Annotated in this window: 15 protein-coding genes and 1 pseudogene; 8 read left to right on the forward strand and 8 right to left on the reverse strand. The window is 69.4% G+C overall.

Translation table 11 applies throughout. The annotated features are described in order from the left end of the window. The first annotated feature begins 14 nt into the window (after nt 1–14). Nucleotides 15–737: an acetoacetyl-CoA reductase gene (gene phbB / locus XM50_RS02185; RefSeq protein WP_046406998.1), complete on the forward strand. Its 723-nt coding sequence runs from the start codon at nt 15–17 to the stop codon at nt 735–737. Nucleotides 738–764: 27 nt separating this feature from the next. Here the strand turns inward: phbB and XM50_RS02190 are convergent, their stop codons facing one another. Further along, a complete protein-coding gene (locus XM50_RS02190; RefSeq protein WP_046407000.1) occupies nt 765–1,601 on the reverse strand; it encodes an HpcH/HpaI aldolase/citrate lyase family protein in 837 nt (278 codons plus the stop codon). Further along, nucleotides 1,598–2,611, reverse strand: a complete 1,014-nt coding sequence (gene galE, locus XM50_RS02195; RefSeq protein ID WP_046407002.1) for a UDP-glucose 4-epimerase GalE — start codon at nt 2,609–2,611, stop codon at nt 1,598–1,600. Before galE ends, XM50_RS02190 begins: the two co-directional genes overlap by 4 nt. Before the next feature lie 66 nt (nt 2,612–2,677). Here galE and msrA point away from each other — a divergent pair, with 66 nt between their 5' ends. Both msrA and XM50_RS02205 read left to right on the forward strand, forming a co-directional pair. After that, on the forward strand, nt 2,678–3,223 hold the full coding sequence (gene msrA / locus XM50_RS02200; RefSeq protein ID WP_046407003.1) for a peptide-methionine (S)-S-oxide reductase MsrA: 546 nt from the start codon (nt 2,678–2,680) through the stop codon (nt 3,221–3,223). A 4-nt stretch (nt 3,224–3,227) separates the two neighbouring features. Beyond that, nucleotides 3,228–3,533 carry a hypothetical protein gene (locus XM50_RS02205; protein ID WP_046407005.1) on the forward strand — a complete coding sequence of 102 codons (306 nt, stop codon included), beginning with the start codon at nt 3,228–3,230 and terminating at the stop codon, nt 3,531–3,533. Between the two features lie 3 nt (nt 3,534–3,536). On the opposite strand, the gene XM50_RS02210 is transcribed toward XM50_RS02205, so the two are convergent. Beyond that, on the reverse strand, nt 3,537–4,454 hold the full coding sequence (locus XM50_RS02210) for an L-threonylcarbamoyladenylate synthase (protein ID WP_046407008.1): 918 nt from the start codon (nt 4,452–4,454) through the stop codon (nt 3,537–3,539). Between the two features lie 37 nt (nt 4,455–4,491). Here XM50_RS02210 and XM50_RS02215 point away from each other — a divergent pair, with 37 nt between their 5' ends. Together XM50_RS02215 and XM50_RS02220 are read left to right on the forward strand one after the other, a co-directional pair. Continuing rightward, nucleotides 4,492–6,174 (forward strand): acyl-CoA dehydrogenase, encoded by a 1,683-nt coding sequence (locus tag XM50_RS02215; RefSeq protein WP_046407010.1) that lies wholly within the window; start codon nt 4,492–4,494, stop codon nt 6,172–6,174. Further along, nucleotides 6,171–6,998, forward strand: coding sequence for an arylamine N-acetyltransferase family protein (locus XM50_RS02220; protein WP_046407012.1), 828 nt, complete (start codon nt 6,171–6,173; stop codon nt 6,996–6,998). The genes XM50_RS02215 and XM50_RS02220 overlap by 4 nt, the downstream gene beginning before the upstream one ends. A 106-nt stretch (nt 6,999–7,104) precedes the next feature. Here XM50_RS02220 and XM50_RS02225 read toward each other — a convergent pair whose 3' ends face one another. Then, nucleotides 7,105–8,958 (reverse strand): AMP-binding protein, encoded by a 1,854-nt coding sequence (locus XM50_RS02225; protein ID WP_046407014.1) that lies wholly within the window; start codon nt 8,956–8,958, stop codon nt 7,105–7,107. A gap of 51 nt (nt 8,959–9,009) precedes the next feature. After that, nucleotides 9,010–9,207, reverse strand: a complete 198-nt coding sequence (locus tag XM50_RS19905) for a hypothetical protein (RefSeq protein WP_046407016.1) — start codon at nt 9,205–9,207, stop codon at nt 9,010–9,012. A 105-nt stretch (nt 9,208–9,312) separates the two neighbouring features. On the opposite strand from XM50_RS19905, the gene XM50_RS02235 reads away from it, so the two are divergent. Then, nucleotides 9,313–10,137, forward strand: coding sequence for an FAS1-like dehydratase domain-containing protein (locus tag XM50_RS02235; protein WP_046407018.1), 825 nt, complete (start codon nt 9,313–9,315; stop codon nt 10,135–10,137). Between the two features lie 10 nt (nt 10,138–10,147). Here the strand turns inward: XM50_RS02235 and XM50_RS02240 are convergent, their stop codons facing one another. Genes XM50_RS02240 through xseA form a run of 3 tightly spaced genes read right to left on the reverse strand, consistent with a single transcriptional unit; the run spans nt 10,148 to nt 12,643 of the window. Next, the gene (locus XM50_RS02240; protein ID WP_082102646.1) at nt 10,148–11,068 is read right to left on the reverse strand and encodes a M23 family metallopeptidase; all 921 of its coding nucleotides are present in this window, start codon (nt 11,066–11,068) and stop codon (nt 10,148–10,150) included. Beyond that, on the reverse strand, nt 11,065–11,265 hold the full coding sequence (locus XM50_RS02245; RefSeq protein WP_046407020.1) for a DUF2093 domain-containing protein: 201 nt from the start codon (nt 11,263–11,265) through the stop codon (nt 11,065–11,067). Before XM50_RS02245 ends, XM50_RS02240 begins: the two co-directional genes overlap by 4 nt. Before the next feature lie 10 nt (nt 11,266–11,275). Continuing rightward, complete coding sequence (xseA, locus tag XM50_RS02250) at nt 11,276–12,643, reverse strand: exodeoxyribonuclease VII large subunit (protein ID WP_046407022.1); 1,368 nt, start codon at nt 12,641–12,643, stop codon at nt 11,276–11,278. Here xseA and purD point away from each other — a divergent pair. Together purD and XM50_RS02260 are read left to right on the forward strand one after the other, a co-directional pair. Continuing rightward, on the forward strand, nt 12,642–13,904 hold the full coding sequence (purD, locus tag XM50_RS02255) for a phosphoribosylamine--glycine ligase (RefSeq protein WP_046407024.1): 1,263 nt from the start codon (nt 12,642–12,644) through the stop codon (nt 13,902–13,904). The two genes, xseA and purD, sit on opposite strands and share 2 nt — an antisense overlap. Nucleotides 13,905–14,020: 116 nt before the next feature. Beyond that, nucleotides 14,021–14,476 (forward strand): annotated as a pseudogene (locus XM50_RS02260) (hypothetical protein); the annotation flags it as partial.

The following is a 14,476-nucleotide window of genomic DNA, read 5'->3' on the forward strand; positions in this document are numbered from 1 at the left end:
ACGAGGGGGGACTGATGGGGCGGGTTGCGATCGTCACTGGCGGCACGCGGGGCATCGGGGAAGCCGTCAGCATCGCGTTGCGCGACATGGGGCTGACCGTCGCCGCCAATTATGCCGGCAACGACACGCGTGCGGCGGATTTCACCGCGCGTACCGGCATCCGGGCAGTCCGCTGGGACGTCAGCGACCATGAGGCGTGCCTGGCGGGCGTCGCCGATGTGGAGGCGGCGCTGGGCCCGGTCGACGTGCTGGTCAACAATGCCGGCATCACCCGCGACGGCACCTTCATGAAGATGACCTACCAAATGTGGAAGGAAGTCATGGACACCAACCTTGGCGGGTGTTTCAACATGGCCAAGGCGGTGTTTCCGGGAATGCGCGAGCGGCAATGGGGGCGGATCGTCAACATCGGGTCGATCAACGGCCAGGCCGGGCAATATGGCCAGGTGAATTACGCCGCGGCGAAGAGCGGCATCCACGGCTTCACCAAGGCGCTGGCGCTGGAAGGGGCGCGGGTCGGCGTGACCGTCAATGCGATCGCGCCCGGCTATATCGACACTGACATGGTGGCGGCGGTGCCGGGCGAGGTGCTGGACAAGATCGTCGCCAAGATCCCCGTCGGGCGGCTGGGCCAGGCGCAGGAGATCGCGCGCGGTGTCGCCTTCCTCTGTTCGGAGGACGGGGGCTTCGTCACCGGATCGACGCTGAGCATCAACGGCGGCCAGCACATGTACTGACCGCCGCCGCGGCTGCGGCCGCGGGGCTTATTCCACCAGTGCGAGCAGGCGGCGGGCGCTTTTGAGGTGTGGGGCGTCGATCATCTTCCCGTCGAGCTGAAGCGCGCCGGCGTCTGGATTGGCCTCGAACGCGGCGATGACGGCGCGGGCGTGGGTGATTTCGGCCTCGCTGGGGGTGAAGGCCTGGTTAATGACGGCCACCTGCGTCGGGTGGATCGCGAGCATGCCGGTGAAGCCGTCGCGGCGGCCGCGCGCGGCATAGGCGGCGAGGCCGTCGAGGTTGCGGAAATCGGGGAACACCGTCTCGATCGCGGGAACGCCGGCGGCATGCGCGCCGAACAGGGTGAGCGCGCGGACGACGCGATAGGGATCGGTGTAGCTGCCGTCCTCCTCACGCGCGCTGGTCGCGCCGATCGCGGCGGGGAGATCCTCCGCGCCCCAAGTGATGCCAGCGAGGCGGCCGGCGACGCTGCCGAAGGTGCCGAGCTGGAACACCGCCGCCGCCGTCTCGCTGGCGACGGGGAGGATCGCGTAGTCGCCGGGCAGGCGATCGGTGAGCGTGGCGACGGAGGACGCGCCCTCCGCCTTGGGGAGGACGATCCCGTCGAGCGAGAGGCCGGCGAGCGCCTCCAGGTCGGCCGCGACCTCATCGCTGTCGATCGGGTTGATGCGCACGAAGATGGCGGGACCAGGGTCGCGCGGCGCCTCGATCCAGGCGCGCACCGCAGCGCGCGCCTCCGGCTTGCGATCGGGGGCGACGGCATCCTCAAGGTCGAGGATCAGCGCGTCGGCGCCGGTCGCGGCTGCCTTGGGGAAGCGTTCCGGCCGGTCGCCGGGGACGAACAGGAGCGATCGCAACTTCATTTACCCATCTCCGCCAGCTTGCGTTCCCAGGCGAGCGCATCGCGCACGATGCCATCGAGATCGGCGCGCTTGGGCTGCCAATCGAGCGCGGCGAGGATCGCGCTGTTATCCGCCACCAGCTCGGCGGGGTCGCCCGCGCGGCGCCCTTCGATGCGGCGCTCGATCGTCATGTTGGTGACCCGGTCAACCGCGTCGAGCACTTCGAGCACCGAGAAGCCGCGGCCATAGCCGCAGTTGAAGGTGAAGCTTTCGGTCGGCGCGGCGACCAGCTGCTTCAGCGCGGCGACATGCGCGTCGGCGAGATCGGAGACGTGGATGTAATCGCGCACGCCGGTGCCGTCGCGGGTGGCGAAATCGGTGCCGAACACGCCGACCGCTTCGCGCTTGCCGGTCGCGGCCTCGACCGCGATCTTGATGAGGTGGGTGGCGCCCACCGTCGACTGGCCGCTGCGCGATTGGGGATCGGCGCCGGCGACGTTGAAATAGCGAAGCGCGCCATAGTTCATCGGGTGTGCCGCGGCGACATCGCGCAGCATCGCCTCCGTCATCAGTTTCGACATGCCATAGGGGTTGATCGGTGCTTGCGGATCGCTCTCCGTGATCGGCACCTTGGTCGGGTTGCCGTAGGTCGCGGCGGTCGAGGAGAAGATGAAGTGCGGGACGCCCTCTTCGACCGCGCTTTCGATCAGGCTGCGCGTGGCGGCGGTGTTGTTGCGATAATATTTGAGCGGGTTCTCGACCGATTCCGGCACTACGACGGAGCCAGCGAAATGCATGATCGCGCGGACGTCGTGATCGCGGATCACGTCGCGCACGCCGGGATCCTCGACCGCGATGTTGACGAAGGCGGCGCGCGGATCGACTGCCCAGTCGAACCCGGTGACGAGATTGTCGATCACCACGACATCATGGCCCGCATCGAGCAGCGCGAGCACGGCGTGGCTGCCGATATAGCCGGCCCCGCCCGTCACCATCACCTTCCCGCCCAAAGTCCCGCCGCCAAGCGTCATGCCGATCTCCCTCTTTGCGCGCGACCTAGCGGCTTCCTACATGGGTCGCAAAGGAGACTGCATCCCATGACCGAATATGCGACGCTTGCCGGTGGCTGCTTCTGGTGCACCGAGGCCGTGTTCAAGGACGTGATCGGCGTGGAAAGCGTCGAGAGCGGCTATATCGGCGGCACCGTGCCCAACCCGACGTACAAGCAGGTGTGCAGCGGCGATACCGGCCATGCCGAGGCGATCCGCGTCGGTTTCGATCCGCAGCAGATCAGCTATGGCGACCTGCTCGACATCTTCTTCGCGACGCATGATCCGACGCAGCTCAATCGCCAGGGCAATGACGTGGGCACGCAATACCGCTCCGCCATTTTCCCGATGACGGTGATGCAGGAGGAGCAGGCGAACCAGGCGATCGCGCGGGCGCAGGAAGACCATGACAAGCCGATCGTCACCACGATCGAATATGCCGACGAATGGTATCCGGCCGAGGATTACCACCAGGAATATTGGAACGGCGAGGGCCAGCGGAACCCGTACTGCCTGGCGGTGATCCCGCCCAAGCTGCAGAAGCTGCGCAAGAGCTTCGCGGCGCGATCCAAGGCCGCGACCGTCTCCGCCTGACGCGATGGCGTTCGACCTCCGCGCCGCGCTGCTGAAGAAGGCGGAGGTCGAAACCGCGCGGCTGGTGGACTTCGAGTTCCGGCTGCGCGCCCGCACGATGCGGGTGCTGGCGGCGCAGATCGGGGAGGATGCGGATGCGCTGGTCGGGCGCATCGTGCACGCGGACGATCCCGCGGTCGTCGCCGAGTTGGAGGCGGCGCATGGGCTGCCAGCCGGGGCGCTAGCGGCGGAGTATCGACGCAGTGTTTCCGACGCGCGGGCGCAGCTGATCGAAGAGGTTGGCGATCCCTCGCCCTATCGGCTTGCCTGATGCCTAGCGGTGCGCGGCGCGGCGCAGGCGGTCGTTGATCGCTGCGCCGATGCCGCTGTCCGGCACGGGGGCGATGGCGATGCGTGGAGGCGCGGCGGCGTCGGCGCGGTGGAGCGCGTCGAACAGGCGGGCGGCGGCCTCTACGGGATCGCCGGTGGCGGACAGGGTGTCGTCGCCTGCGATCTTACCGAAACCGATCAGCCATTCGTCGCCTTGCTGCTCCGTGGCGTTGAGGCGCAGCGGCTTGGCGGGGGCGTAATGGGTGGCGAGTTGGCCGGGCGCGGTGACGTTCGTGCTGGGGGCGGCGGCTGACAGGCCGAGCTGTTCGGCGGTGATCGGGCCGGGGCGCAGGATCGTGCCGTTGCCGACGATGGTGGATTCGAGGCCTGCGGTCGTGGGCCCGTCGTCGAGGATCAGCGGGACGCGGTTGCCGAGGCTGGCAGCGACGTGTTCGGCGCGGGTCGGGCTGATCGCGTTGCTGGCGTTGGCGGAGGGGGCGGCGAGCGGGCGAGCCGAGGCGTGCAGCAGCGCCTGCATCGCGCGGTGCGCCGGCACCCGGAGCGCGATCGTGTCGAGGCCGGCGGTGACGAGGCCGGCGATTCCCGCGTCGGGGCGCAGCGGCAGGACGAGGGTCAGGGGCCCCGGCCACCAGCGATTCGCGAGCGCGCGGGCGGCATCGTCGAATACGGCAATCCGTTCGGCGGCGGCGCGATCGGGCAGGTGGACGATCAGCGGGTTGAAGCTGGGGCGGCCCTTGGCGGCGTAAATGCGCGCGACGGCATCGGCATTGGTTGCGTCGGCGGCGAGCCCATATACCGTCTCCGTCGGCACGGCGACGATCCCGCCCGCGTGGATCAGCGCCGCCGCCTGGGTGATCGCAGCATCACCAAAGGGCAAAATTCGAGGGATTTGAGCCGTCATCGCCGGACGGTATAGCGGCGCGACACTGGAGAAGAACATGCCTTACACCGCCCCGGTCGCCGAGCAGCGTTTCGTGCTCGAGCATATCGTGCGCATCGCCGAGCTTGCCGCTACGGAACGCTACCATGCCGCCAGCCCCGACGTGATCGAGGCGGTGCTGGAGGGAATCGGGCAGCTGGCCGAGGGCGAATGGGCACCGCTGGCGCGCGCCGGCGACACGGTAGGCGCGAAGTGGACGCCCGACGGCGTGGTGATGCCCGACGGCTACAAGGCCGCGTACAAGGCCTATGTCGAGGGCGGCTGGGGCACGATCGGCGTACCGGAGGAGTTCGGCGGGCAGGGCCTGCCGTTCGCGGTGCAATGCGCCGTGCTGGAGACGCTGGGCAGCGCCAACATGGGATTTGCGCTGGCGCCGATCCTGTCGGTGGGTGCGATCGAGGCGTTGCAGCACCATGGCACGCCCGAGCAGCAGGCGACGTGGCTGCCGAAGCTCGCCACCGGTGAGTGGACCGGCACGATGAACCTGACGGAGCCGCAGGCCGGCAGCGACGTCGGCGCGCTGCGCGCGACCGCCACACCGCGCGGCGACGGCACGTTCTCGATCAAGGGGACGAAGATCTTCATCTCGTTCGGCGACCATGACCTCGCTGACAATATCGTCCACCTGGTGCTCGCCCGGACGCCCGATGCGCCCAAGGGGACGAAGGGCATTTCGCTGTTCCTGGTGCCCAAGGTGCGCAGCGACGGCACGTCCAACGACGTTCGCGTCGTTTCGATCGAGCACAAGATGGGGCTCCATGCCTCGCCGACGTGCGTGCTGTCGTTCGGCGATCATGACGATTGTGTGGGTGAGCTGATCGGGCCTGAGTTCGGCGGCATGCGCGCGATGTTCACGATGATGAACAATGCGCGGCTCAACGTCGGCCTGCAGGGCGTGCAGGTGGCCGAGGCCGCGACGCAGAAGGCGGTGGAATATGCCCGCGAGCGGATCCAGGGCGCGCGCGAGGGCAAGGCCGCGGCGATCATCGAGCATCCCGACGTTCGCCGCATGCTGATGCGGATGAAGGCGCAGACGCAGGCCGCGCGGGCGCTGGTCTATTATGCCGCGGGGCAGGTGGATCGCGCCAATCTGGGTGACGCGGCGGCGCGTGATCGGCTGGAGATCGCGACGCCGCTGGCCAAGGCGCATGGCACCGACATCGGCAACGAGGTCGCGAGCCTCGGCGTGCAGGTGCATGGCGGCATGGGTTATATCGAGGAGACGGGCGCGGCACAGTTCTTCCGCGATGCGCGCATCACCCCGATCTATGAGGGGACGAACGGCATTCAGGCGGCCGACCTGGTGGGCCGCAAGCTGTCGCTGTCCAATGGCGCAGCGTTCGCGACGCTGATCGAGGATCTACGCGGCGCCGCGCATCCGGCGCTGGGCGAGCTGGTCGCCGCGTGCGACGCGGTCGGCCGGCGGTTGCAGACGGCGGATGCTGATGATCGGCTGGCCGCGAGCTATCCGTTCCTGACGATGCTGTCGGTCGCGACCTGCGGCTGGCTGCTGGAGCGGGAAGCGGCCGAGGCTGGCGATGATGCGTTCGGCAAGGCGAAGAAGGCGGTGGTCGCCTTCTACCTCGACCAGATCGTGCCCGAGGCGCTGGGCCTGCGCGCCGCGGCGGAGGCGCCGGCCGCGCCGCTCTACGCGCTCGAGGCGGAGGCGTTTGCCGCATGAGCTTGCCGTTCAACCTTCCCGCCTATCTGGAGCGCATCCGCCTGCCGGCACGCGCGACGGTCGACCATCATGGCCTGTCGGCGGTGCAGCGCGCGCACCGACTGGCAATCCCGTTCGAGAATCTCGACGTACCGCTCGGGCGCGGGATCAATATTTCGTCCGACGCGGTGTTCGGCAAGCTCGTCGTCGCGGGGCGGGGCGGCTATTGCTTCGAGCACAACCGGCTGTTCCTCGATGCGCTGGCGGCGCTGGGGTTCGAGGCGCGGCCGCTGCTGGCGCGGGTGTGGCTGAACGGCGGCGGGGTGCCGCCCAAGACGCACACGCTGAGCCTCGTCACCTTCGGGGATGAGCAATGGATCGCCGATCCGGGCTTCGGCGGCAGCTACACCCCGCCGATGCCGCTGGTGGATGGCGCCGAGGCGGAAGCGCCGGATGGCGCGACGTTCCGGCTGACTCGCGATGACGAGCACGGCTGGATGCTGCTGCGCTATGGCCATAGCGCGACCACCGACGGGCGTGGCGGGGGCGAGGGCTTCCAGCCGCAGTACAGCTTCACCACCGACACGGTGTGGCCGGCGGATCTGGAGATGGCGAACCGCTGGACGTCGACCGCGCCCGACACCCGCTTCACCACGCTGAAGGTGGTGAGCATCGTACTGCCGCACGGCCTGGCGACGCTGACCGACCGGCAGTATCGCCGGCGGGCGGGCGAGGAGGAGACGGCGGCGGTGATCGAGGATCCGCGCGTCTATCGCATGCGGCTGAGCATGATGTTCGGCATCGACCTGTCGAAAGAGGATGTCGCGGCGCTCGGGCTGTTCTGAGCGGGCGCGTCGCGAATAGCCGATACATGAACGCCGCGGTCCTGATGGAGCCGCGGCGTTGGAGGATATGGTTCCGCCTTCGCGGGAATGACGGGTCGGCCGGGCGTTACGCGTCGACCTCGATCACGCCGTCGCTGAGTTCCTCGGTGAACAGCGCCTTCACCACATCGTCGCGCGCGGTGAGCGTGGCGCGCTGATTCACATAGCCCTTGTCGGTGATCTCGCCCGCGTCGATCGACGGGGGCGTGCGCAGGATGGCGAAGCGGCGGATGCGGCGCGATGAGCCGCCGGCGGTGGCGTTGAACGCCTCCAACTTCTCCTTCACCAGCCCCTCCAGCGTCGGGATCGGATCTGCACCGGGCGAAGCCTCGGCCAGCGTCTGGAGCGCGGCTTGCGAGGGCCAGGCGAGGATGGCGATGAACGGCTGGTCCTGCCCCGCGATCACCACATCCTGGAGATAGGGCGAGCAGGCGGCGCAGATGTCCGGGCGAAGCGTGCCAACCGAGACCCAGGTGCCGGTGGACAGTTTGAAATCCTCGGTCACGCGGCCGTCGAACACCAGGCCGAGCTCAGGCCGCTCGGGATCGATGAACTTGGCGGCGTCGCCGAGCATGTAGAAACCTTCCTCGTCGAAGGCTGCGGCGGTCTTTTCCGGGTCATTGTGATAGCCTCTCGTGACGGTCGGACCCTTCACGCGAACTTCCAGCTTGGCGCCGTTGGGCACGAGCTTGAGCGTCGAGCCCGGCAGCGGCAGGCCGATCAGGCCGACGCGTTCCGATGCCCAGTGAACGACGGTGACGCCCAAGGTTTCCGTCGCGCCGTACATGGTGGTGAAGGGCATGCGCTCACCCGTCTCGGCGATCGCCAGCGCCTGCATGCGATCGTAGAGATCGTCGGACAGCGTCGCGCCGCCATAGCCCATGCCGCGCAGGTTCTTGAAAAACGCCTGGCGGAGTGTGGAATCACGCTCCATCGCGTCGGCCAGCATGGCAAAGGCGACAGGGGCCGAACCGAAGCTCATTGGGGAGACTTCGCGCAGGTTCGCGATCGTCGTTTCGAACATGCCGGGGATCGGCTTGCCCTCATCGATGTAGAGCGTGCCGCCGCCGGCGATATTGGCGTTGAAGTGGATCGTGCCGGCGGAGATGTGGTTCCACGGCATCCAGTCGAGCGAGATCGGGTGATCGACCGGATCGGGATCGTCGCGCAGCCCCTCGGACGCGGCGATGAGGTTCACGAACATGCCCTGATGCTGCGGCACGCCCTTTGGCATGCCGGTCGAGCCGGAAGTGAAGAGATATTTGCCGACCGTCTCGTGAGTGAGCGCGTCGCGCGCTTCATCCACCGCCGGGGTGGCGGGCGTGCCGGTCAGGTCGCTGAAGGGGATGGTGCCCGCACCGCCATCCATGGTGACGAAGGTGAGCGAGGAGTCGAGATCGCGCAGCGTGGCGAAGGCGCGTTCGAACTGCGCGGCATTCTCGGCGAAGACGATGCGCGGACGAACGGTGTTGAAGCAATGTTTGAGCTTGGCGTGATCGGTCGAGATCAGGCTGTAGGCCGGGCTCAGCGGGGCGATCGGCACGCCCGCCGTAAAGCAGCCGAGCATCAGGATGCCGTGCGCGACCGAGTTGCCGCTGATGCACATCACCGCGTCATTGGTGCCAAGCCCGCGATCGAGCAGCCATTGCGCGACGCTGTCGGCGGCAGCCTTGCCCTCGCCATAAGTGACGCCCTGCCACGGGCCGTGGTTCGGCGCGCGCTGCATCAGCCACGGGCGATCGGGGTGGAGCGCGGCCTTTTCCGCCATGAGGTGCGGGATCGAGCGGGCGGGCGTGCCCATCGCATGGTTGGAGCTGATAAGGATCGAGCCGTCGGCGCGGTGCTCGACGGAAATGTCCGGCCCCTTCTGCGGCAGGCGGCGGAAGGGCGGCTGGCTGGGCATGGCGGGGGCGGTTGCCATCGGGTCTCTCTCCTATTTTGTCCCGATATAAGCCAGCCGTATTACTTTCGCCTAGCGCTGAATCGCCTTTGCCTTGCCGCCCTCGCGCACGGCGACGCGGACCAGCACCGCGGTGGAGAGGAGGATCGCCGACACGAGCCCTCCGATCGCGAGCAGGCCGCCGCTGGTGATGTCGACGCGTGCGCCGATCCGGGCGCGCTTGCCGGCGCGAACGGTGGCGGCGGCATGGTGGGTGGGAGCTTTGGCCATGGCAGCGCAACGCCGAGGGGCGCGGGAGGTTCAGCGCAGGGTAGCCGCGCTTGGCGGGCTCGCCGCGTGGCGCTAGGCCCCCCGCAACGCGAGGGAGGGAGAGCGATGGAGCAGTTCGACGGCTGGACGCCGGTGGAAACGGTACAGGCCGATGATCTCGTCGCGGCGCCGCTGCGCCGGCTGGCGGCGCTGTTCGATCATGACGGCGGGCATTGGCCGGCAGGTGAACTGCCGCCGCTGGCGCACTGGCTGTATTTCCTGCCCGAAGCGCCGCAATCGACCATCGGCGTCGATGGCCACCCGGCACGTGGAGCGGCGCTGCCGCCGGTCGATGCACCGCGCCGGATGTGGGCGGGCGGTCGGCTGACCTTCCATGCGCCGCTGCCGATCGGCGCGCAGGCGGAGCGGCGCAGTATCGTCACAGATGCCAAGGTGAAGGATGGCCGGTCGGGGCGGCTGACCTTTGTCACCGTGCGGCATACCGTCGTCATCGATGGTGCGACCGCGATCGTCGAGGAGCAGGACCTGGTGTTTCGCGGCGCGGGCAATGGTACGCCGCCGCCGGCACCCGCCGATCCGCGCGTCGCCGAAGCGAAGCAGCCGGTGCAGTTCGACGCAACGGCGCTGTTCCGCTTCTCCGCGCTGACGTTCAACGCGCACCGCATTCATTACGACCGGCCCTATGCGCAGGAGGAGGAACTGTACCCCGATCTGGTGGTGCATGGGCCCTATCAAGCGATGCTGCTGGCCGATCACTTGCTGCGCGAGCGGCGGGGCACGCGGCTGACGCATTTCTCGTTTCGCGGGGCGCGCCCGCTGTTCGTCGATCGGGCGGCGGCGCTGAACCTGGCGGGGGACGGCAGCGTCGCGCTGTGGACCACCGATCAGGATGGCTGCGCGTGCATGGAGGCCGAGGCGCAGACCGCCTGACGGCGCGCGCTCAGTTCGGCATCGGCCCCGCGATCAGCAACGGGTCGATCCGTGCGTCGCGCCACTTCATCGCCCAGTGGAGATGCGGACCCGAGGCGCGGCCGGTGGCGCCGATCGCGCCAACCGTCTGCCCCTGACGGACGCGTGTGCCGACCGGCACGTCGATCCGCGAGAGGTGCAGGAACGCGCTGTTCAGCCCCATGCCATGGTCGATGATGAGGAGATTGCCCTCCAGCGTGAAGGGGGAGGCGGCGGCGAGCACGACCACGCCATCGGCGGGCGCCACGACCGGCGTGCCGCTCGGCCGGGCGACGTCGACGCCGGAATGGTAGGAGCCGGGCTCGCCGCGATAGATGCGCTGCGCGCCGAACAGGCCGGAGATGCGGCCGGTGACCGGCCAGACCAGCCGCTGGCGCCAGCCCTCGACCGGAGACTCGATCGCGCGTGCGGCCTCGATCTGCGCCAGCTCGCCGGGGCGGCGGCGCTGGAAATCGGCGCTGGGCACGGGGTATTTGGCGACGCGGTCGAGCCGCTCGATCCGCCAGGCGCGCGGCGCGACGGTCAGCGTGCGGCGGGCTGTGCGCCCATCCTCCAGCCGTGCCTCGAGGGTGGCGGTGGGTGCGGCGTCACGGTCAAAGGCGATCAGGAAGCGGCGGTCGGGCGCGATCGCGACTTGCCGGCCGTCGAGGGTGAGCGACACCGTTCCTTCGGGCGCGGTGCCGCGTGCGAGGCCGCCCTGGCTGAACGGGCCGTCGATGGTGATGACGGCGGGGGGCAGCGGGGCCGGTGCGGCCTGCACCGGTGGCGGCGCGGGCTGTACCGGCGCCCGCGCAGGCTGGGGGCGAGCCGAAGCGGGGGCGGGGCCGGCGACGGCTGGCACGCAGCCGGTGAGGGCGAGGACGATCGCGGGGCCCAGCCGCCAGTCGATCATTGCGGGGCCATCGCCTCCGAGGCGAGAGTGGCCGAAGCGAAGGCACGCTGCGACGCCACGTCCCAATAGCGCAGGTCCTCGATCGCGATTCGTGCGCCGCTGACCGCGCAGGTGACATGATCGCCCGGCGTCAGGACACGGAAGCCATTGGCCATATAGTGCAGGCGGGCGGGGCGATCGGTATTCGACATCAACATCTCTATCTCCCTAGAACAGCGTCGGCTGTTCGGGTTTCTTGGTCGGATAGGAGCGGGCGCGCGTGCCCTCAACCTTTGCGTCCACCGCGGCGTCGGCGAACTTGAGCGTCAGCTCCCCCGCGGCGCGGGCGGCGGCGGCGCTGGTCAGCGTGGCGCCGGACCGGTCGGTCACGCGGGCATAGCCGCGCGCGAGCGGCGCATCGGGATCGACCGAGGCGAGCAGCCGGCCGAGATCCTCCAGCCGTTGCCGGGCGCCATCCAGTCGTTGCTGAAGCAGCGCCGGGCGGAGGATCGCGCCGGTGCGATCGAGTTCCCCGCGGGCACGCACCACGCGGCGTTCGAGCCCGCGATCGAGCCGCGCGCCCAGATCGTCGGTGCGCTGGCGCTGGGGACCGAGCAAACGGTCGCGCGTCGGCAGCAGGCGCACCATCGCGTCGAGCCGCTCGCGCCCGCGATCGATATAGCGGCGCGCGCACCGCTCGGTCCGCTGGGCATGCGCGGCGACGGTGAGGCGCAGGTCGGCGAGCACGGGGACGGCCAGTTCCGCCGCCGCGGTGGGCGTCGGCGCGCGCAGGTCGGCGGCATAGTCGCACAGCGTCGTATCGGTCTCGTGGCCGACGGCGGAGATGATCGGGATCGAGCAGGCGGCGACGGCGCGGACCACCGATTCCTCGTTGAAGGCCCACAGATCCTCGATCGAGCCACCGCCTCGCGCGACGATGACGAGATCGGGACGCAGGTGATCGGGCAGCGAATCGAAGCCACGCACCGCCGCGGCGATCTCGTTCGCCGCGCCATCGCCCTGAACCTTCACCGGCCAGACGAGGACATGGCTGGGGCAGCGATCCTCCAGCCGGTGGATGATGTCGCGGATCACCGCGCCGGTGGGGGAGGTCACGACGCCGATGCGCTGCGGCAGATAGGGCAGCGGGCGACGCGCCTTTGACTTGGCGAACAGCCCCTCGGCGTCGAAGCGCGCCTTGTTGCGTTCGAGCAGCGCCATCAGCGCGCCCGCGCCGGCAAGCTCCATCCGCTCGATGATCACCTGATATTTCGAGCGGCCGGGATAGGTGGTGAGGCGGCCGGTTGCCACGACCTCGATCCCGTCCTCCGGCCGAAAGGCGAGCGCGGCGGCCTGCCCCTTCCAGATCACGCCGTCGATCACCGCGGCGTCATCCTTCAGGCACAGATAGCAATGGCCGGACGCGACACGCTTGAACCCGGAAATCTCGCCGCGCAGGCGGACGTGGCCGAATTCGCCCTCCACCACGCGCTTCAGCCGGGCGGAGAGTTCGCCCACCGACATCGCGGCTGCGTTGTCGCCCGGCACCGGGTCCGCTACGAGCCGCGCGGGAACGTCAAATAAGGGGTCGGGCATGAACGTCCTGCTGATCGGATCGGGCGGGCGCGAGCACGCTCTGGCATGGAAACTCGCGCAGTCTGAGCGTCTAGATACGCTCTATGCGGCGCCCGGCAACCCCGGCATCGCCCAGCATGCGACGCTTGCCGCGCTGGACGTGACGGATCACCGCGCGGTGATCGATTTCGTCCGCCGGCACGGCATCGGCCTGGTGGTGATCGGGCCGGAACAGCCGTTGGTCGACGGGCTGGCCGACAATGTGCGCGCGATCGGCGTGCCCGTGTTCGGGCCTGGCCGCGAGGCGGCGAAGCTGGAGGGGTCGAAGGGCTTCACCAAGGATCTGTGCGCGCGCGTCGGCATCCCGACGGCGCGTTATTTCCGCGTCACCAGCCGCGATGGGGCGCTGGCCTGCCTCGACGATTTCGCGAGCGGCGACGAGTTGCGCTGCGTCATCAAGGCCGATGGTCTGGCGGCGGGCAAGGGCGTGGTCGTCGCGATGACGCGGGCTGAGGCTGAGGCGGCGATCGCCGCGCTGTTTACAGGCGGGCCGGCCGAGGCGGTGATCGAGGAATTCCTGGAAGGGGAGGAGGCGAGCCTGTTCGTCCTGTCGGACGGGACCAGCACGGCGAGCTTTGGCAGCGCGCAGGACCACAAGCGCGTTGGCGACGGCGACGTCGGTCCGAACACCGGCGGGATGGGCGCTTACTCCCCCGCCGCGGTGCTGACGCCCGAGCTGGAGGAGCAGGCACTGGGCGAGATCGTGCGCCCGACGATCGACGCGCTCGCCGCGTCGGGCACGCCCTATGTCGGCGTGCTCTATGCCGGGCTGATGCTGACCGCCGAGGGGCCGAAGCTGATCGAATATAACGTGCGCTTTGGTGACCCCGAGTGCCAGGTGCTGATGGCGCGCTTCGCCGGCGACCTGGTGGAAACGCTGCTCGCCGTGGCGGAAGGGCGGCTTGCCGATATGCCGGTGCCGGCCTTTGCCGATGACGTGGCGCTGACGGTGGTGATGGCGGCGAACGGCTATCCGGGCACGCCCGACAGCGGCGGCGCGATCCGCGGGATCGAGGCGGCGGAGGCGACGGGGGCGGTCGTGTTCCAGGCGGGAACGCGCGCCGATGGTGAGGAGATCGTGGCCGCGGGCGGGCGCGTGCTGGCCGTGACCGCGACGGGCGGCGACGTCGCCGAGGCGCAGCGCCGGGCCTATGCCGCGGTCGACCTGATCGATTTTCCGACCGGTTTCTGCCGCCGCGACATCGGGTGGCGCGCGCTCTGATCGGGAAAAATCGCGCCGGAACGGTCGCGACGGGGATGACCGGTAACGTTTCGCCCCCGTTGCGGGAACCATGACGCGCCCCTAAGGCTTGGCGTTCGGCGTAGCGGAGTGTCTTCATGCAGCCCACCACGGTGGACAATACATTGATCGGCATCGTGCTCGCGATCATCGCGGTTATTGCGGTGCTGGCGATCGTCGCGATGCTGGCCGGCAATCGCAGGAAGCGGGCCCGGCAGCAGGCGGAGCGTTCCGAGCGCGACCGCCTAGCCGAAGCGTCGCAGCCGCACCAGCGTGCCGCTGCGCCCGAGAGGGTAGCGGCTCCCGCGCCGGTCCCCGTGCAGCCGCCGGTCGCCCCGCCGCCACCGCCGCTGACCGACCTGCCCGAGACGGCACCGCTAGCGCCGGCACCGGTTACGCCAGCGCCGGTCGCGCCCGCATCCGCACCTGTCGAACCGGCGCCGGAACCTGCCGCGACCGAGCCGTCGCCGCTGGCGGACGAGCCGATTGCCGCGGCTGCCCCGCTCGATGCCTCCCCCGCGGTCGAGGCGCAGCCAGAGCCGGCGGCCCCGCCC

The sequence above is a fragment of the Sphingomonas sp. Ag1 genome (assembly GCF_000980895.1).
Classification (GTDB): Bacteria; Pseudomonadota; Alphaproteobacteria; order Sphingomonadales; family Sphingomonadaceae; genus Sphingomonas; species Sphingomonas panaciterrae.